At 73.2% G+C, this 18,073-nt stretch carries 14 protein-coding genes and 1 pseudogene; 8 read left to right on the plus strand and 7 right to left on the minus strand.

Annotation, left to right across the window (positions count from 1 at the left end):
• Positions 1-379 precede the first annotated feature (379 nt).
• A complete protein-coding gene (locus J5Y04_RS24200) occupies positions 380-1,750 on the minus strand; it encodes a D-alanyl-D-alanine carboxypeptidase family protein (protein ID WP_374106093.1) in 1,371 nt (456 codons plus the stop codon).
• 322 nt (positions 1,751-2,072) lie between these two features.
• On the opposite strand from J5Y04_RS24200, the gene J5Y04_RS24205 reads away from it, so the two are divergent.
• Positions 2,073-3,674, plus strand: coding sequence for an MFS transporter (locus J5Y04_RS24205; protein WP_245205314.1), 1,602 nt, complete (start codon positions 2,073-2,075; stop codon positions 3,672-3,674).
• Here the strand turns inward: J5Y04_RS24205 and J5Y04_RS24210 are convergent.
• On the minus strand, positions 3,671-4,459 hold the full coding sequence (locus J5Y04_RS24210; RefSeq protein WP_209414195.1) for a TetR/AcrR family transcriptional regulator C-terminal domain-containing protein: 789 nt from the start codon (positions 4,457-4,459) through the stop codon (positions 3,671-3,673). The two genes, J5Y04_RS24205 and J5Y04_RS24210, sit on opposite strands and share 4 nt — an antisense overlap.
• Before the next feature lie 92 nt (positions 4,460-4,551).
• Here J5Y04_RS24210 and J5Y04_RS24215 point away from each other — a divergent pair, with 92 nt between their 5' ends.
• The gene (locus tag J5Y04_RS24215; RefSeq protein ID WP_209414196.1) at positions 4,552-5,454 is read left to right on the plus strand and encodes a siderophore-interacting protein; all 903 of its coding nucleotides are present in this window, start codon (positions 4,552-4,554) and stop codon (positions 5,452-5,454) included.
• Between the two features lie 281 nt (positions 5,455-5,735).
• Here J5Y04_RS24215 and J5Y04_RS24220 read toward each other — a convergent pair whose 3' ends face one another.
• Positions 5,736-6,305 carry a DUF6529 family protein gene (locus J5Y04_RS24220; RefSeq protein WP_209414197.1) on the minus strand — a complete coding sequence of 190 codons (570 nt, stop codon included), beginning with the start codon at positions 6,303-6,305 and terminating at the stop codon, positions 5,736-5,738.
• Positions 6,306-6,309: 4 nt separating this feature from the next.
• Entirely contained in the window at positions 6,310-6,894 is a 585-nt protein-coding gene (locus J5Y04_RS24225; RefSeq protein ID WP_209414198.1) for a hypothetical protein, read from the minus strand.
• 547 nt (positions 6,895-7,441) lie between these two features.
• Between J5Y04_RS24225 and J5Y04_RS24230 the strand changes: the two genes are divergently transcribed.
• Positions 7,442-9,343 (plus strand): ABC transporter ATP-binding protein, encoded by a 1,902-nt coding sequence (locus tag J5Y04_RS24230; RefSeq protein WP_209414199.1) that lies wholly within the window; start codon positions 7,442-7,444, stop codon positions 9,341-9,343.
• Positions 9,340-10,287, plus strand: a complete 948-nt coding sequence (locus J5Y04_RS24235) for a serine/threonine-protein kinase (RefSeq protein WP_209414200.1) — start codon at positions 9,340-9,342, stop codon at positions 10,285-10,287. Before J5Y04_RS24230 ends, J5Y04_RS24235 begins: the two co-directional genes overlap by 4 nt.
• Before the next feature lie 198 nt (positions 10,288-10,485).
• Here the strand turns inward: J5Y04_RS24235 and J5Y04_RS24240 are convergent, their stop codons facing one another.
• From J5Y04_RS24240 to J5Y04_RS24250, 3 genes are all read right to left on the minus strand, one after another.
• A complete protein-coding gene (locus J5Y04_RS24240) occupies positions 10,486-11,862 on the minus strand; it encodes a VWA domain-containing protein (protein ID WP_209414201.1) in 1,377 nt (458 codons plus the stop codon).
• A gap of 212 nt (positions 11,863-12,074) precedes the next feature.
• On the minus strand, positions 12,075-12,947 hold the full coding sequence (locus tag J5Y04_RS24245; protein WP_209414284.1) for a MoxR family ATPase: 873 nt from the start codon (positions 12,945-12,947) through the stop codon (positions 12,075-12,077).
• A 413-nt stretch (positions 12,948-13,360) separates the two neighbouring features.
• Positions 13,361-14,035, minus strand: a complete 675-nt coding sequence (locus tag J5Y04_RS24250; protein ID WP_209414202.1) for a Tat pathway signal sequence domain protein — start codon at positions 14,033-14,035, stop codon at positions 13,361-13,363.
• A 417-nt stretch (positions 14,036-14,452) separates the two neighbouring features.
• Here J5Y04_RS24250 and J5Y04_RS24255 point away from each other — a divergent pair, with 417 nt between their 5' ends.
• From J5Y04_RS24255 to J5Y04_RS24270, 4 genes and pseudogenes are all read left to right on the plus strand, one after another.
• Positions 14,453-15,235, plus strand: a complete 783-nt coding sequence (locus J5Y04_RS24255) for a TetR/AcrR family transcriptional regulator (RefSeq protein WP_209414203.1) — start codon at positions 14,453-14,455, stop codon at positions 15,233-15,235.
• A 135-nt stretch (positions 15,236-15,370) separates the two neighbouring features.
• Positions 15,371-16,018 (plus strand): DUF6230 family protein, encoded by a 648-nt coding sequence (locus J5Y04_RS24260; protein ID WP_148646826.1) that lies wholly within the window; start codon positions 15,371-15,373, stop codon positions 16,016-16,018.
• 71 nt (positions 16,019-16,089) lie between these two features.
• Complete coding sequence (locus J5Y04_RS24265) at positions 16,090-16,512, plus strand: DUF6114 domain-containing protein (protein WP_209414285.1); 423 nt, start codon at positions 16,090-16,092, stop codon at positions 16,510-16,512.
• Positions 16,513-16,835: 323 nt separating this feature from the next.
• Positions 16,836-18,052 (plus strand): annotated as a pseudogene (locus J5Y04_RS24270) (IS3 family transposase).
• Positions 18,053-18,073: the final 21 nt, after the last annotated feature.

The following is an 18,073-nucleotide window of genomic DNA, read 5'->3' on the forward strand; positions in this document are numbered from 1 at the left end:
AGGCCCGGCCGCCGGTGGGCGGCGGGAGGGCGGGGCCGGGACGGCCACCGAGTCGAGTGGCATCGCGACGGTGAGGGCCGTCGTCATCTCCGGGTCGCTCGGGTTGCTGGGGTCGCTGGGGTCGCTCGGGTCGACGGCCGAGATCGGCGCGACAGCCGGCTGCCGGCGATCCGGGCCCGGCGCTGCGCGGCGGTGTCGTCCGGGCTGGTGAGGGCCTCGCTGCGGAAGCCTGTTCGGTCCGAGGTCACGGCTCGAACGCGTGCAGCGCCGGGTACACCGCCTCCACCCGTTCGGCCGTCCGGGCGAAGTCGCCGCGCCCCACGGTCGAGAAGCGGTCGAGCAGCCAGGGCTCGATGCGTGCTCCCTCGGACCCGGCCGGTCAGCGGGAGCGCCGGGCCCGCTGCCGGGCCGCCACGACGTGGGCGCGGACGGAGCGGGCGAGCCGCCGCCGGCGGCGACGGCCGCCCACCGCCGTCGCTCCGCCCAGCGCGGTGGCCCCGGCCCGGGGGAACGCGACCGGCACCGGCACGGCCTCCGCGGCCACCGGGCGGAACCGATTCCGGCCACGGGCCCGGCCGGCCGCCCAGAGCGCCAGCGCCCCGCAGAGGGCCATGGCGGTCCAGCCGGCCGGGCCGATCGCGTGGTGGGCCTGCTCGATCGCCCGGGGCAGCCCGCCGGACGCCGGGGCCTCGCCGGCGGGTGCCGAGGCGGCCGTCTCCTCCACCAGGTGCCCGACCGGCTCGACCTTGCCCGCCGCCGCGAAACCCCAGTCCAGCAGGCTCGCCGCCTCGTCGTACACCTTCGCCTGCGACTCCGGGTGCATCACCGTCACCAGCAGCGTGCGGCCGCCGCGTTCGGCGGCACCCGTGAAGGTGGCCCCGGCGTTCGAGGTGTAACCGTTCTTCACCCCGATCAGCCCGGGGTACTTGCCGAGCAGCCGGTCGGTGTTGGCGATGTCGAAGGCCGTCCGCTGCCCGGTCGTCTTGTCGACACCCCCGGGGAAGCGCGCCGTGCGGGTGGAGCAGTAGGCACGAAAGTCCTTGTTGCGCAGCCCGGCGCGGGCGAACAGCGTCAGGTCGTAGGCCGAGGACACCTGTCCGTCCTGGTCGTATCCCTCGGGGGAGACCACGTGGGTGTCCCGGGCCTGGAGGGACAGCGCACGGGCCTGCATCTGGGCGACGGTCTGCGCAAGTCCGCCGTTCATGTGGGAGAGGACGTGCACCGCGTCGTTGCCGGAGCTGAGGAAGACGCCCCGCCAGAGGTCGTCCACCCGGTACGGCAGGTTCTCCTTGATGCCCACCAGACTGCTGCCCGCCCCGAGGTCGGCCAGTTCGGACGGTGCCACCTTGTGCTCCAGCGAGCGGTCGAACTTGGGCAGCACGGTGTCCGCGAACAGCATCTTCAGCGTGCTGGCCGGCGGCAGCGGCACGTGCGCGTTGCGCGCCGCCAGCACCTCGCCGGTGGCCGCGTCCGCCACCAGCCAGGACCGTCCGGTCAGCTCCGCGGGCAGCGCGGGCGCCCCGGCCGACGGAGCCACCTGCACGGCCGGCCGCCCCAGCCGCTCGCCGCCGACCACGGCGGCCGCGTCCTGGGCGACGGCCGTCGGCGCGGTGAGGGCCGGCGCGGTGACGGCGAGGACCAGCGTGGTGGCGGCCAGGAGCCGCGGGGCGACGGCGCAGGTCGCGGCCGCCCTCCTGACGTGGTGTGACCTCTGCGGCACCGGGACCGGCTGCGCTGCTGTCTGTCGCACCGAGCCCTGCTGCGCTGCTGCCTGCCGCACGGACCTCGGCTGCGTCGCTGCCTGCCGCACGGACCTCTGCTGCACTGACCTTGGCTGCACACGGCGAACGTACCTGCGCCACCGCCGGGCCGCCGCGCCCGCTGCTCCGTCCGGGCCCTCCGGAGGCCGCCGTCCCGCGCCGGGGAGCTGGTAGCGTGCCGGACATGTTCCTCCCCCGTGTCTAGGCGACCCGCCGCGACCGCGTCCCACCGTCGGGCGCGGCGCATCGGTGTCCCCGCACGCCCGCGGGCACGGCTGCGCGCCGGGCCCGCCTCCACCGAGGAACGTTCCCTTGACCCCCTCCTACCGCGCTGTCCTGCGCACGCCGCACGCCGGCCGCACCTTCGCCGCCGCACTGCTCGGCCGGCTCTCGTACGGGATGGTCCCGCTCGCCCTGATGCTGGCCGTCCGGGACGCCACCGGCTCCTACCCGGCGGCCGGAACGGCGCTGGCCCTCTTCGGACTGACCAGCGTCCTGCTCTCGCCCGCCCGGGCCGCCCTCGTCGACCGGTTCGGCCCCCGGCGCGCGCTGCCGCCGCTGGCCGCGGTGTACGCCGGGCTGCTCGCCCTGACGGCCGGCGCCGCCTGGCGGCCCGGCGCTCCGCCGTTGCTGATCGGCGTGCTGGTGGTGGCCGCCGGCGCCTGCACCCCGCCGCTCGGGCCGGTGATGCGGACCCTCTGGCGGAGCCTGGTGCCCGATCAGGCCCTCCTCCGGCGCGCCTACAGCCTGGACACCGTCGCCGAGGAACTGCTCTTCGTCGGTGGTCCGCTGCTGCTGGGGCTGCTGCTCGCGGCGGCCGGGCGGGTCGGCCCGGCCGCCGGGGTCGCGGTGGGCGCCGGGCTGGTACTCGCGGGCGCGTTCGCGCTGGCCTACTCGCCGGCCGCCCGGGAACTCACCGGGACCGCGGCGGTCCGGGGGGAGCGGTCGGACGGTCGTCCGACCGGGGCGCCCGGGGGAGCACTGCGCCGGGCGGTGCTCGCCTCGGCGGCGACCGGGCTGGCACTCGGCGCGCTGGACCTCATGGTGGCCGCCTTCGCGGAACAGCACGGACGGGCGGACGCGGTGGCCTGGGTGCTGGCGGCCCTCTCGGTGGGCAGCGCGGTCGGCGGCCTCGCCTTCGGCGCGCTCCGCTGGTCCGCCCCGCACGCGGCCAGGCTTCCGGTACTGGCCGCCGGGCTGGGCGTCGCACTGGCCTGCGCCGGGCTCGCGCCGAACCTTCCGGTGCTGGCCGTTGCCGTCTCCTGCGCGGGGCTCTTCGTCTCACCGGCCGTCACCACCGCCTACCTGCTGGCCGACGAGGCCGCCGCACCGGAGGCCCGGACCCGGGCGGGGGCCTGGGTGAACACCGCCTTCAACGCGGGCTCGGCGGGCGGCACCGCCACCGTCGGCCTGCTGGTCGGAAGGGTGCCGCTCGCGCTCTGCTTCGTGCTGGGGGCCGCCCCGGTGCTGCTTGCGGCGCTGTTCCCGGTGCTGCCCGCGGTGTGCGCGCGATGTCGCGCCCGGTGCTGCCGGCGGTGTTGCGCCCGGGGCTCCCGGGTCTCGTCCGCGTTCGTGGGGCCGGCCGAAACCATGACCTTGGTGCAGGCCGAGACCGCGACTTTGGTGGGGTGGAGCCGCGCCGAAAGTCGGATCCCAACGCCGGGCGGCCTCTCTAACCTCGACCGCATGAAGAGCCTGCTCGGTTTCATCAGCTTCGTCCTGGTCGGCGGAGGCATCAGTGGTCTGCTCTCCGACCGCCTGTGGGGCCTGCACGTCTTCGGCTTCGTCCGCCACCTGGTGCCGGACGACCACCGGACGGTCGGCTACGTCGTCCTGGTCGTCATGGGCGCCGCACTGGCCGTCGGTTCGGACCGAATAGGGCGCTCGCGCCGGAGTGCCGGCACGGAGGGTTAGCCGACGGTGGCCGCCTCCACGCCGTCCAGCAGGACGGCGAGGCCGGTGCGGAAGGCCTCCCGGGTCTGGGCCTCCAGGTGGGTGCCGTTGCCGTCCCCCGCCTCGGGGGCGGCGGCACCGCTCTCCAGCGAGGTCAGGAGGGGGAAGCGTTCCGCGAAGTCCGGTGCCAGCTCGGTGAGCTGGGCCGAGCGGGCGTACCACCACTCCTCGTCGGGGACGCCGGTGGCGGCCGCGGCCGCACGGGCCTCGGCGGCCGTCCGGGCCATGCCGCGGACGAGCTGCCACAGCGCGGCGACCACGCCCCGCAGCTGCCGGGGCGTCAGCCGGGCCCCGGCGAGGATCCGCAGCAGCGCCTCCATCGCGCCGAGCTCGGCCGGACCGAGCACCGGCCGGGCCTGGGAGATCTGAAGCACCCACGGGTGGCGCAGGTAGCAGGCGAACGCGTCCTCGGCCCAGGCCGTGGCGGCGGCCCGCCAGCCGGCGCCGAGGTCGTAGGAGGTGGGCAGTTCGGCGAGCACCCGGTCGTGCATCAGGTCGAGCAGCTCGCCCTTGCCCGGGACGTAGGTGTACAGCGCCATGGCCGTGCGGCCGAGCCGCTCGCCGACCGCGCGCATGGAGAGCGCGGCCATGCCCTCGGCGTCCGCCACCGCGATCCCGGCGGCCACGATCGCCTCCACGCTCAGTCCGGGCTTGGGGCCGCTGCGCCCGGGGCGGGGGCGGTCCGGCGAGCCCCAGAGCAGGGACATCGAGCGGTGGGCGTCGCCCTGTCCGGCGAAGACGGTCACGAGGACAACTCCTTATGGCGTAAAGTATCCTGCCCGAGGTAACTCTTTATGCCGTAAGGTTATCAGTGGAGCCCGAACCGGAAGGGTCGACCATGCCGTTGCCCGTCACATTCGTCCAGGTCGTCGGGGTCGAGCGGATCACCCCGCGCATGGCCAGGATCACCTTCGAGGCCGAGTCGCTCGCCGAGAGTGTGGGCTGCGCCCCCGACCAGCAGGTCAAGCTCTGCTTCCCGAGGGCGGGGCAGGAGGAGCCCGTCCTGCCCGCGCAGGACGACGATCCGATGAGCTGGTACCAGGCCTACCTGGCGATCCCGGAGGCCGAACGGCCCTGGATGCGCAGCTTCACCCTCCGCCGGCGCCGGCCCGGTACCCGTGCGCTGGAGGTCGACTTCGTGCTGCACGGCGACACCGGCCCGGCGAGCGCCTGGGCGGCCCGCGCGCTGCCCGGGGACCGGCTCGGCATGGTCGGTCCGTCCGACCTGTACGCCCGGCCGGTGCCGCTCGGAGCCGCCGTCGCCGGGGCCGACTGGGTGCTGCTGGCCGGCGACGAGACGGCCCTCCCGGCGGCCGGCACACTGCTGGAGGCGCTGCCCGCCGGCACTCCGGCGGTGGCCTTCCTGGAGGTGGCGGACGCGGCCGAGCGTCAGTCGTTCGACACCCGTGCCGACCTCACCGTCCACTGGCTGCACCGCGACGGCGTCGCCCCGGGTGGGCGGCTGACCGAGGCAGTCCGGAGTGCCGGGCTGCCGGGTGGCACGGCGTTCGCCTGGCTGGCGGGCGAGGCCTCCGCGGTGCGGGCGCTGCGCCGTCACCTGGTCGGGGAGCGCGGGTGGGCCAAGGCCTCGGTCGAGTTCGCCGGATACTGGCGTCACCGCCTCACCCAGGACGACGCGCCCACCGCCGAGGACCTCGCCGACGCGCAGGAGATGCTGGCCCAGGCTCAGGTGGAGGCTCAGGCCGGGGGTGACGGGGGCGACGGGGGTGACGGGGGCTGACCGGGAACCGGTGCAGGGGTGTTGGCGTGCTGGCCTGATCGGCGCGGATCGGTGGCGATCGGCGGGTTCCGGGGGAGTCTGGCTGCACCTCGCGCCGACCAGGGCGGGGGCCGCTCGTCCTGCTGCTGCACGGCTTCCGGTTCCGGAGGTCCGGCGCTCCCGGCCCACCGGACCCCGACGACGGAACGGACGGACATCGGCCCGAGAAGCTCAGTCCTGCGGGGCCCGAGTACCGGCGGTCGAGGTGGGGGAGCGGGAGGCAGAGCCGGCTCTGAGCCGGCTCAGAGTCCCGGTGCCCCGTAGTCGTTCAGGTACCAGAAGGCGGCGGTGTACCAGAGCAGGGCGATCGTGACGACCAGGACGCCCCCGGCCAGGGGCAGCGCCCAGCCGGGCAGGCGGCGGTGGCGGACCACGATGACCTTGGCGGCGAACGCCCCGTAGAGGAAGCAGCCGGCGAGTGAGTGCAGCGCCACCCGGCTGTCCGTCAGCTGGACCCCGTAGGCGGTGATGCAGTGGTAGGCGATGGGGAGGGAGAGCAGGAAGGTGGCCAGGCCGCCGATCCGGTGCGCGGTCCTGGTCCACGGGCGCGCGGCAGGCAGGCCGGGCAGTCGGCCGTACATCCACAGCGCCAGCAGGAGTTGGACCAGCGCAAGGCCCAGCAGGGCGCTGCCCAGCTGGGCCTTGAGCCGGTTCGCGTCGTCGAAGCGGAGTCCGAACAGGGCGCTCGTGTAGTCCGGGGTGTGCGCCCGGCCGTACCAGTAGAGACCCGCGGTCACCGCCACCGGAAGGAGCGCCCAGAGGGTGCCGCGGACCCACCGGGGGCTGTGGGGAGGACGCTCGACGCCGTACACGGACTCAGTCGCCCTCGACCTTGTTGCCGTCCACGTTGACCACGTACCACTTCGCTCCGAAGGCGCTCGACTCCTCGCCGTTGGTGTCGCCCTGGGCCTTGTCGCCCTCGAAGTAGTAGAGCGGGTGGCCGTTGTAGACGACCTGCGTCTTGCCGTCGGTACGGGTGGTGGTGGAGAGCTTGGCCTGGTCGGCGCCGTGCGCGGCAGTGGGCGCGCCCGTGGTGAGGGCGGGCGGCCACGCGGCGGCGCACTCGTCGTAGCAGGTCGACGTGGTGGAGGTGTCCTTCTCGAAGAGGTACAGCGTCTTGCCCTGGGAGTCGACCAGGATGTCCGTGAACTTGCCGATGGTGGCCCCCGCGACGACGGTGCCGCCGCCCGTCGCGCCGGCGCCGGGACTGGCGCTGCCCGTTCCCGTGGCACTCGCACTGGCACTCGGGCTCGCACTGGCACTGGCACTGGCACTGGCGCTGGCGGTCGCGGAAGCGGTCGGAGGCGGCGTGCTCGCTGCGGTCGTCGTCTTCGTGCTGCTGGAGCAGCCGCCGCACGCCGCGGTGATCAGTGTGGCGATGGCGACCGCCGCGGTTGCCATGTGGGAGGTTCTCATCGGCTCTCTCCGGTCAGGACGGTTGGGGATGCCACCACTTCGACCCGTGCGCACCCGCCAGGTCCACCCGGCACGCGTGCACGTCGGCGGAAGGGAGGACGGGTCTTAGCCCCGATGGCCGATGGCCCGGCGTTCGCGGCAGTCCGCCCGCCTCGGGCCGGCTGCCGGAGTCCCGCCGGCTGCCGAGGTCCTGCCGGCTGCCGAGGTCCTCCCGGCGGGGGGTCCTGTCGGCGGGCACGAGAATTCCGAAGAATCTTCGTATGCGCCTGAACCGCTCGGCCGCCCCGTGCGTATCAGCTCATAGGGGGTGCCAGAAAGGTTGGAACTATGGGCATGCTGAGCAGCCTGGTTCCGGCGGTGGGCAGTCCGCGGAAGCGGACCTCCTCGAAGCCGACCAGGACCTCGAAGACCACCCACCGTCGTCGTCGCCGCCGTCATTCGACGCGCTCGCGGCACTGACGGTGCCCATCACTCCGTCAAGGGCCGGGCACTCTCGGTGCCCGGCCGTCTTCATGAGGCAAGGACACGCAGCGTGTGGTCACTGCGGCGGTTGGTGGCCGTCGGTGAGGCTTCGGAGCGGGACGAGACGATCGTCGCCGCCGCTCCGCCGGTTGCGTTGCGTGAGGTGTTCCGGCGGTTCTGGCCGTACACCCGGGGTGGCCGGCGCTGGCTGGCCCTGCTGCTCGTCTTCATCGTGCTCGCCCCGGTGGTCGACGCGGCCGGCATCTGGCTCTTCAAGATCGTCATCGACGACGTGCTGGTTCCCCGCAGGCTCGCCCTCTTCGTGCCGATCGCGCTGGCGTACGTGGGGCTGACGATCGTCGCCGGCATCCTGCGGTTCGCCGACGAGGTCACGTCGGCCTGGGTCAGCGAGCGATTCCTGGTGGTCCTCCGCTCGGACCTGTTCCGACACCTGCAGAGCCTGTCCCTCGGGTTCTTCGAGCGCCGCAGGCTCGGCGACGTCCTGTCCCGGTTGACCGGCGACGTCGACGCCGTCGAGACGTTCCTGCTCTCCGGCATCGTCAACGCCATCGCGCACGTCACCCAGCTGGGCATCTTCCTCGCGGTCCTCTTCTACCTGCGCTGGGAGCTGACCCTGGTCGCCCTGGTCGTGGCGCCGGTCTTCTGGTTCATGACCAGCCGGTTCTCCCGTCTCGTCAAGGCGGCCTCCCGGGAGAGGCGGCGGCGCAGCGGCACGATCAGCGCGGTCACGGAGGAGACGCTCGGCAACATCGCCCTGGTGCAGGCCTACAACCGGCGGGGCTGGGAGCAGCAGCGGTTCGAGCGGGAGAACCTCGGAAGGTACCGGGCCGCCATGGCGGCAACCCGGATCCGTGCGCTGTTCTCGCCCCTCGTGGACGTCCTGGAACTGTTCGGCGTCCTGGTCGTGATGGGGCTGGGCGCGTGGGAGCTGGCGCACGGGCGGCTCACGCTGGGCGGGCTGATGGTCTTCCTGACGCTGCTGAGCAGGCTGTACAGCCCGATCCGCGGCGTGTCCCGGCTCAGCAACACCTTCTTCTCGGCATCCGCCGCCGCTGAGCGGATCATCGAGCTCCTCGACCAGCGCCCCCAGGTCACCGAGCCGGCGTTCCCCGCACGGCTCGGCCGCGCGCGCGGTGATGTCGCCCTCGACGGGGTCTTCTTCCGCTACCCGCCGACGCCCCGGTGGGCGCTCTCGGACGTCTCGTTCCACGTCGATGCGGGCGAGATCGTCGCTCTGGTGGGTGAGAGCGGCGCGGGAAAGTCGACGATCGCCAAGTTGCTGCTGCGCTTCTACGACCCCGAGCACGGGGCGGTCCGGATCGACGGGTGCGACCTGCGCGAGCTGCGCCTGGCCGACCTCCGGGACAACGTCGCGGTGCTGCTCCAGGATGCCCTGGTCATCCACGGCACCGTACGGGAGAACATCGCCTACGGCCGCCCGGGCGTGAGCGACGCGGACATCGTCGCGGCCGCCCGGGCGGCCGACGCGCACGAGTTCATCATCCGGTTGCCGGACGGCTACGACACCGTGGTCGGCCAGCAGGGCAGACTGCTCTCGGGCGGGCAGCGCCAGCGACTGGCGATCGCCCGCGCGATGGTGAGGGACGCACCCGTCCTCATCCTCGACGAACCGACCGCCGGCCTGGACGCCGAGTCGGGCCTGCGGATCCTCGAACCGCTTCAGCTGCTGATGACCGGCCGGACGACGATCATCATCTCCCACAACCTGCTCACCGTCCGCAACGCCGACCGGATCGTGCTGCTCCAGGGCGGCCGGGTCGCCGACTGCGGCACCCACGACACGCTGCTCGCGCGCAGTGCCGCCTACGCGCGACTGAACCGGATCCACGGTCTGCCGGACCACGCGGTGGAGGTGCTGCACCGAGCGGGCGTCGACGGGCACGGCACGGAGGGTGAGGCCGCCACCGCACGATGGGAGGCGAGGACATGAGCCGGACCAAGGCGCCGGATCTGCCGCCGCTGGAGGCCGGAACGATCGTCGCACCGGGATACCAGGTACTCGCGCACCTGTGCCGCACCGGCTGGCTGGACCTCTACGACGCGTGGAGCGAGGAGCGGGACTGCCGGTGCGTGGTGAAGGTCCTGCGACCGGACCGGCGCCATGACCGGCGGCTGCGCGAGCGCCTGCTGCAGGAAGGCCGCTGGCTCCAGGCGTTCACCCACCCGCACCTGGTCCGCGCCTACGAGACGGTCGAGTCACCGGAGCCGTTCGTGGTGCTGGAGACCCTCACCGGTGAGACGCTCGCCCACGTCATCGAGCGCCGCCGCCACCGCCTGGCCGCCGACGACCTGGCCCAGCTCGGCCTGCACCTGTGCTCGGCCGTCCACTACCTGCACGGCCAGGGCCTGCTGCACCTCGATCTGAAGCCCTCCAACGTCGTGATCGACTGTCGCCGCGCCAAGGTCCTCGACCTGAGCATCGCCCGCCCGCCGGGGCCGGGCCGTGCCGGCGTCGGCACCTTCTGCTACCTCGCCCCGGAGCAGGCCCGCGGCGGTGCGCTCACCCCGGCCGCGGACGTCTGGGGCATCGGCACCACGTTGTACGAGGCCGCCACCGGCGACGTCCCCTTCGACCCGGGGGAGACCGTCGACGGTGACTCTGACTCCGACGGCCCCTACGACGCGTACGGCTCGTGCCACGCGTACGGCGAGGACGGCGAGGATGACGCCGACGCGGACTTCTGGTACCCGCAACTCGAGGCGGCGGCGCCCCCGGTCGCGACCCGTCGGCGGCTGCCCCACGGCCTCGCCGCAGCGATCGATGCCTGCCTCCGGCCCGACCCGGACGCCCGGCCGACGGTCCGGGCACTGACCGCGGCCCTCGATGCCCAGCTGCCGCAGCAACAGCGCGCCGTCCGGGAGCCGGCGGCCTGATGCGGCGCAGCCGGCACGGCTGCTATCGCTGCGTTGTTGTGTCGTTCTGCCGCGACACCGCGCTGCCGTGGGATCGCGCCGCCGCGCTGCCGGGGGGCCGCGACGCCGCGCTGCGTGGGACCGCGCCGCCGTGGGACCGCGACGCCGCGACGCCCATGGCGGCCGGGCGGCACGGTGGCTCAGCAGCCCGGCGGCACGTCAGACCGGCAGCAGCCGGGTGATCAGCTCGCCGAGCCGGCGGGCGTTGCGGCAGGAGTGCATCTCCACCGCCTCCGCGTACGCGAGTGCCGCGGAGTCGCCGGAGCCCCAGAGCGAGAGCTGTTCCGGGTTGAGCCAGTACACCCGTCGGGCCCGCGAGGCGATCAGGCGCAGCGCGGGCACGTTCGGGTCCCGGTGGTTGTTGCGGGCGTCGCCGAGCACCAGCACGCTGGTGCGCGGGCCGACCGCGTCCAGGTGGTGCTCGGCGAACTCGCCGAGGGCCGAGCCGTAGTCGCTGTTGCCGTGGTGGCCCATCACCTTGGCCTCGGTGAGGATGCGGCGGGCGAGTACGGCCGGATCGGCGCCGCCGCCGTCCTTGGCCAGCAGCCCGGTCACCTCGGCGGTGCGGTTGACGAAGGCGAACACCCTCACCTTGCTGAACTGGTCGCTCATCGCCTGCACCAGCAGCATCGTGAAGTCGGCGAAGCCGGCCACCGAACCGGAGATGTCACAGAGCAGCACGATCTCCGGCCGGGCCGGTCGGCGCAGCCGGTACGCCGGGCGCAGCGGCACGCCGCCGGTGGAGAGAGAGCGGCGCAGGGTGCGGCGCAGGTCGATCTCGCCGCGGGCGGCCCGGCGCCGCCGCGCGGCCAGCCGGGTGGCCAGCTTCCGTGCCAACGGGTGCACGGTGCGGCGCAGTTCGGCGAGCTGGTCACGGCCGGCCGCGAGGAAGTCGATCCGGTCGGCACTGGGGGCGACGGCGCGTTCGGCGATCCGCTCGGTGCCGCGCAGTTCGGCGACCCGGCGGCGGGCCTCGGTGCCGACCATGGCGCGGAAGCCCTGGATGCGCCGGCGGATCTCGTCGGCCAGGAGGCGGTCGGAGACGTCCGCCGGGGTGTCGGGGGCGGGACCGTCGCGCAGCGCCGCCAGGACGCGGGCCAGCAGGGTCTCGGGCGCGAGCCGGCCGAGCGTCTGGTGGGCGGACCACCCGTCCGAGCCGGGGGCCGAGCCGACGCCGTACCGGCCGAACGCGGCCACCGCCTCGCCGGCCAGGCGGGCCTGGGCGGCCCGGTCGTCGGCGGCCAGTGCGGCGGCGAGCCGCTCCCGCAGGTCCTCCCGAACGGCCTCCGGGGTGGCCTCGTCGCCCTCCGCGGAGCCGTCCCGGGCGGCCTCGGGGGCGCCGACGCCGGCCGGGAAGTACAGGTCGAACGTCGCGTCGTAGACGCCGCGCTGGCCTTCGGAGCGGAGCAGCGCGGCGGCCAGGCCGGCCCGCAGCTGCTCCCGGTCGGCGAGGCCGAGGACGTCGGCCACGGCGGCCGCGTCCACCGTCTCGGCTGGCCCGATCCGCAGCCCGTGGCCGCGCAGTGCCCGGACCATGCCGGTGAGCCGGGCGGCGAGGTCGGCCGTACCGGGGGCCTCAGCGGCGCGGGCGGTACCTGCTCCGGCGGTATCTGCTCTGGTTGTACCGGCGTCGGCTGTACCTGCTACGGCCGTGCTTGCCTCGGCTGCGCCTGCTCCGGTTGCAGCCGTTCGGGTCGCAGCCGTTCCGGTCGCAGCCGTTCCGGACCTGTCCGGTTCTGCCGGAAGACTCATGCCAGGGTGAGCTTCCGGGTGGCCTTCAGGATGTCGTCCTGGTGCTTGAGGATCACCCCGAGGGTGTCGCGGACGACGGCCTCGTCCAGGGTGTCCGCGCCGAGTGCCAGCAGGGTGCGGGCCCAGTCGATGGTCTCGGCCACCGACGGTGCCTTGCGCAGCTCCATCGCCCGCAGCGCGCCGACCACCCGTACCAGGGACTCGGCCAGCGTGGCGTCCAGGCCGGGGACCTTCATGCGGACGATCCGGCGCTCCAACTCGGCGTCCGGGTAGTCGAGGTGGAGGAAGAGGCAGCGGCGGCGCAGCGCCTCGGACAGCTCGCGGGTGGCGTTGGAGGTGAGCAGGACGAAAGGCCGCCGGGTGGCCGCGATGGTGCCCAGTTCCGGGACGGTGACCTGGAAGTCGCTCAGCACCTCCAGGAGCAGCGCCTCCACCTCGACGTCGGCCTTGTCCATCTCGTCGATCAGCAGCACGGTCGGCTCGTCGCCGCGGATGGCGGTAAGGAGCGGGCGGGTGAGCAGGAACTCCTCGCCGAAGATGTCGGTGCGGGCCTGGTCCCAGCCCTCGTCCCGGCCGGCGGTGATCCGCAGGAGCTGCTTGGCGTGGTTCCACTCATAGAGCGCGCGGGCCTCGTCGATGCCCTCGTAGCACTGGAGCCGGACCAGCCGCGCCCGGCCGATCTCGGCCACGGCCTTGGCCAGTTCGGTCTTGCCGACCCCGGCCGGGCCCTCGACCAGCAGCGGCTTGCCCAGCCGGTCGGCGAGGAAGACGATGGTGGCCACCGCGGTGGAGGCCAGGTATCCGACCTCGGCGAGCCTGGCCTTGGCATCCGCCGCCGACTCGAAGAACCCGGTGCCGTCGCCACCCATGTGCTCCACTCCCCGTCGATAGCCCTGCCCGGTGCGTCTGTGCTCCGCACCCTACCGGCCGGTCACTTCGCTGTCCCGGGTCGGGCGGTCGCGGGGGCCCGGGTCGCGGGGCCGCAGGGTTGCGGGGTTGCAGGGTCGCGGGGTTGCGGGGTCGCGGGGTTGCAGGGGTGCGGAGGCTCGGGCTCACCGTTGCCGTCACCCGGGAACGGGGAAGGCGGCGTGCGCCACCAAGGGTGCCGCACGCCGCTCGCTGTTCCGGCCGTCCGTTCTCCAGACCGTCCGTCGTTCCGGCCGACCGCTGCTCCGGCCGACCGCTGCTCCGGCCGTCCATCGCTCCGGCCGACCGCTGCTCCGCCGGCTCACGTCGGCCGGTTCACTTCTGCCGGTCGGACGTCAGCGGGCGGAGCCGGGCGTCAGTTGACGTAGATGTGCGGGCTGCCCGCGACCGAACTGTCGACGACCGGCCCGTAGGTGGCGGAGAAGTAGCCGGTGGCGAAGCAGGTGCTGGGGCCGGAGACCTTGGCGAACGCCTGGGAGGCGAACCCGATGGTCTGCCCGGTGTTGTTGGTCGTGCCGGAGATGTTCCCGGGCGCACGGTAGACGCAGGTCGTGGGGCCGAGGATGGTGCTCAGCACTACCGTGGTCTGAAGCGGGCCGGCGGTCGGGCTGAGAGTGACGGGGTTGCCCGCGGCGTCGCTCACCGAGTTGGTGTAGGGCAGGTTGTTGACCGTGATGCTCTGCACGGAGATGACGCCGATGACGTTGGCGGTGCAGGAGCCGAAGGTGTGGCTGTTGAGCTGCTCCGTGGCCACGCCCGGCGCGGCCGGGTTGCCGGTGACGGTGGCGGAGAAGGAGGAGACGGCACACTTGATGCCGCTCGTCCCGGTCGCGCTGGAGTAGAAGGTCGCGTAGCTGCCGGAGGCCAGGTTGGCGGTCAGGACGTCGCCGACGGCGACGTCGGTGCCGGCGGCGCCGAGGCCGCCGTAGGTCAGTACGGCGGGACCGGCGGCCTGGGCGGGGGTGACGGCGGCGGTGGCCAGGGCGATGGCGGCGAGTGCCGCGGCGCCGAGGGTGCGGCGGATGCGCATGGGGTGCCTCTCTCCGTGCGGAGTTCTGGGTGGGGGAGCCTGCGGAAGTCGCGCGGTGGTACGCGTGGTGCTACGCGCGGCGGGTGACGCAGGGGTGCCGCGGCGGGCGCGGCGGAGTGGGTGCCGGGCGGCGCGTGGTGATGCGTGGTGGCGCGTGCCGGCACGCCGGCCGTGCACTGTGGGGGAAGGTGCGTCCGGTGGTGCGGCGGGCCCGGCGCCACGGGCCCGCCCGTACGGCGAGGAGGTGCAGGGAGTGCGTGGGGTGCATGCCGACGGCTGCCACCGGCGCATGCGTTCGCCATACTGAACAGTCGGAACGCGTGAAGGCCCCCGGCGGCTGATGCCGCGAGTGGGAAACCTGCGAGTGTTGTAAACCAGCCCTTGCGTCAATGTCAATACAGAGCACAGGAGTTGGCGATGAACCGGGATGCCCTCCAAGGCGCCGAGGCGCTGCTGTTGCCGGGCGCGCGCACCGGCCGTGACCCGGCCCGCTCCATCAAGCGCGGCCCGAGCCGGCTGCCGCCCGGGGTGGTCGCGGCCACCCAGCGCGAGCGGCTGCTCGACGGCCTGGTCCACACCGTGGCGCAACACGGGTACCAGCACGCCACGGTGAGCGACATCTGCCGCGCGGCGGGCGTGACCAGGCCGGTCTTCTACGAGCTGTTCAGCGGCAAGGAGGACGCCTTCCTCGCTGCTCACCGGTACGGCACCGGGGTGGTGATGCGGCGGATGGCGGCGGCGTTCGCAGCGGCGCCCGACTGGTGCACCGGAATCCGCGAGGCCCTGCGTGCGCTGCTCGGCCTGCTGGCGGGCGTGCCGGCGTTCGCCACCATGGCGGTCATCGAGATCGAGGCGGTGGGCCCGGCCGGGCGCCATGAGATCACCCAACTCCTGAGCCGCTTCCGGGCGTTCTTCGCCGAGGTGCCCGAATCCCCCGGCGGTGTGGAGGGGGAGGTGCTGGTGGACGCGGTGGTCGGCGGCGTCTATCGCACTCTGCACCGTGCGGTGGACGCCGGGCGGACCGAGCAACTTCCCGATCTGCTACCGGCGTTGAGCCTCTTCTGTCTGGCGCCGTTCCTCGGTCCGGCAGAGGCGGTCCGCCGGCTCTCGGCTTCACCGCAGTCGGGTGACGGGGCGTCAGAGATGCCGGTGGGTGATCCTTCGTGCACCCGTATTGACCCGCCGGATACCGGGCAGTAGCTTTCCAGTTACCGACTGCGGTCCGACCGGCCCGCCCCGCTGCCAAGGGGCGGCCCACCGGCCGGGCCGCAGAACGCTGTCCGCGCCAGGGCAACGTGCCAGTGCCTGCACATCCCACCACCCGAGGGAGCACACATGGCCACGTCCGAGGACGCCGCCCCCACGCCCGAAACCACCGGGACACCCGCCGGAACGAGAGGGAGGGTCCGGCTTCGGCGCACCGCGCTGATGGCCGTTCCCGCCGTCGCCGTCGGTGCCGTCCTGATGACCCTCACGGCGCAGGGCGTGCTCGCCGCCCAGTTCGCCATCTCCGGGATGCCGTTCACCGTCACCGCCGACAGTCTGGACGGCGTCGGCTTCGAGCAGTTCGGCAGCCTGGACCACATGATCGACGGCAGCCCGAACGCCGGCGACACCGGCGGCCAGGTACTGGTCGCCGTCTCGGCGATCAAGCAGGCCGAGCTGACCAAACTCTGCCAGAGCGTCGACCTCGGCGGCATCAACCTGCTGATCAGGGCCGGCGACGGCGGCACCCCCGTCACCGCCACCGACCTCACCACCGACTCGGACCTGCTCTCCGGCGACGCGTCGTTCAAGAACATCGAGATCGGCGGCGACGCCAGCACCTACACCAAGGCGGGCGTCAAGGGCCTGCCGGGCGTGTTCGGGCAACAGGCCGACACCGTCACCATCAAGAACCTGCGGCAGCACAACTACGCCACCACCGCAGGGGCGTTCAAGCTGCCCAACCTGCGGCTGAGCTTCAGCTCGGAGGGCTGCTGACGGTGGCCGCCGATCCCGTACCCGACGCCGACGGGGCACCCGAACAGGCCGGCGCACCGGGCCGGCCCGCGGTGCCTGCCGCAACGCCCGCATCCGGGGGCTGGCGAGGCTGGCGGGGCCGGCGGCCGTTCTGGGGCGGTGTGCTGGTGCTGCTGGGCGGCGCGGAGATCCTCTTCACCCTGCGGGCCCCGCTGCCCGTCGTCCTGCACATCGGGATGCAGGGTCTGGCCGGCTACCTGGTACCGGTCGTGATGACGGTCTGCGGCGTGCTGATCCTGCTCAACCCCGCCCAACGGCTGTTCTACTCCGTCCTCGCCGTCCTCAGCTCGCTGGCCAGCTGGATCACCTCCAACCTGGGCGGCTTCCTGGTCGGCATGATCATCGGAGTCCTGGGTGCCTGCCTCACCTTCGGCTGGCTCCCCGACCAGCCCCCACGCCGCCGCCGGCTCCGCCGCCCACCAGCCACCAAGGCACCCGGCCCAGCCGAAGCCTGACCCGACTCCACCCAAAGACGCGGCGCCCCACCCCCGGTGATGGGAGAGCACCGGGGGCGGGGTGCCGTGCCAGTTCTCTGAGGTTGAACTCACGTGACAGGAGCCCAACTTCACTCATGCGAGGCAGGGCTCCTGCCCGATCTCTGAGGTGTTGTGTCACATTTGGTCGCAGTCCAGAGCGATCTTCAGCCCAGCAGCTGACCAAGCTTCTCGGAGCCAGCCTTGAGGCTTTGCGGGTCGGGGTGGACGTAGACCTGGGCTTTACCCCGAATAGTGGACACTTCTGAGAAGCGGATCTTGGGGTTCGTGGAGAGGATGTCCTCATGGGTACTGCGAGGTACTCGGGGGAGTTCAAGCGGGACGCGGTCGCGCTGGTGGAGTCCAGCGGGCGGCGCATCCCGTCGGTGGCGCGCGAGCTGGGCGTCAACCCGGAGTCGCTGCGTCAGTGGGTCTAGCGCTTTTGGGCGGCTGCCGGAGCGTCCGATGCGGGCGGTGAGGGCCCGTTGAACCTGGCCGAGCGCGAGGAACTGCGTAGGCTGCGCAAGCAGGTCCGTGAGCTGGAACTGGAGAAGGAGATCCTGCGGAAGGCAGCTCAGTATTTTGCCAAGGAGATGGGTCGATGACCGGCCGCTGGCGGTTCATCTCCGACCATCGTGACCTGTACGGAGTACAGCGGCCGTGCCGGGTGCCGGGTGCCGGGTGCCGGGTGCTGGGCGTGTCGGCGTCCGGGTTCTACCGGTGGATCGCCGCCGCGGCGTCCCGGGCGGCGAGGCGGGCGGCAGACGAGGACCTCGGCGCTCGGATCGAGGAGATCCACGGTGAGTCTCACGGCGCCTACGGCGTCCCGCGGATCACCCGGGAGTTGCGGGAACGGCACGGTCCGGTGAACCACAAGCGTGTCGCCCGGTTGATGCGCGAGCGCGGGCTGGCCGGCCGGCACCTGCGGCGCACGGTCCGCACGACGGTCGCGGACCGCAGCGTGCCGCCCGCCCCGGACCTGGTCGGGCGCGACTTCACCGCGTCGGCGCCGGACGTACGGTGGTGCGGGGACATCACCTACCTGCCGGTCGGTGGGTCGTGGATGTACCTGGCGACGGTCATCGACATGCACTCGCGGCGGGTCGTGGGCTGGTCACTCGCCGAGCACATGCGTGCCGGCCTGGTCGTCGACGCGGTCCGCTCCGCGGTCGACGCCCGGGGCGGCGATGTGCGTGGCGTGCTGTTCCACTCCGATCGCGGGCCGCAATACACGTCGGCGGCGTTCGCCGAGGTCTGCCGAGCGCACGGGATACGGCGTTCGATGGGCCGGGTCGGCTCCAGCTACGACAACGCCCTCGCGGAGTCGTTCTTCGCCACGTTGAAGCGCGAACTGCTCTACGGTTCACGCTGGCTGACCCGGGCGCAGGCCCGTATGGCGGTGTTCGCCTGGCTGGCCTGGTACAACCGCAAACGACGGCACTCCGCCCTCGGCTATCGCAGCCCGGTCGACTACGAGCGGCAGCACGTCAGGAGTATTACTAACGTGGACTTGGTCGCATAACAGGCGAGTGTCTACGAAATA

The organism is Kitasatospora sp. RG8, from assembly GCF_017813315.1.
Classification (GTDB): Bacteria; Actinomycetota; Actinomycetes; order Streptomycetales; family Streptomycetaceae; genus Kitasatospora.

Coding starts and splice junctions, on each gene's coding strand:
- J5Y04_RS24235 (WP_209414200.1), top strand. CDS start 9,340: ATGAGCCGGACCAAGGCGCCGGATCTGCCGCCGCTGGAGGCCGGAACG.
- J5Y04_RS24215 (WP_209414196.1), top strand. CDS start 4,552: ATGCCGTTGCCCGTCACATTCGTCCAGGTCGTCGGGGTCGAGCGGATC.
- J5Y04_RS24255 (WP_209414203.1), top strand. CDS start 14,453: ATGAACCGGGATGCCCTCCAAGGCGCCGAGGCGCTGCTGTTGCCGGGC.
- J5Y04_RS24250 (WP_209414202.1), bottom strand. CDS start 14,035: ATGCGCATCCGCCGCACCCTCGGCGCCGCGGCACTCGCCGCCATCGCC.
- J5Y04_RS24225 (WP_209414198.1), bottom strand. CDS start 6,894: ATGGCAACCGCGGCGGTCGCCATCGCCACACTGATCACCGCGGCGTGC.
- J5Y04_RS24245 (WP_209414284.1), bottom strand. CDS start 12,947: ATGGGTGGCGACGGCACCGGGTTCTTCGAGTCGGCGGCGGATGCCAAG.
- J5Y04_RS24240 (WP_209414201.1), bottom strand. CDS start 11,862: ATGGTCCGGGCACTGCGCGGCCACGGGCTGCGGATCGGGCCAGCCGAG.
- J5Y04_RS24260 (WP_148646826.1), top strand. CDS start 15,371: ATGGCCACGTCCGAGGACGCCGCCCCCACGCCCGAAACCACCGGGACA.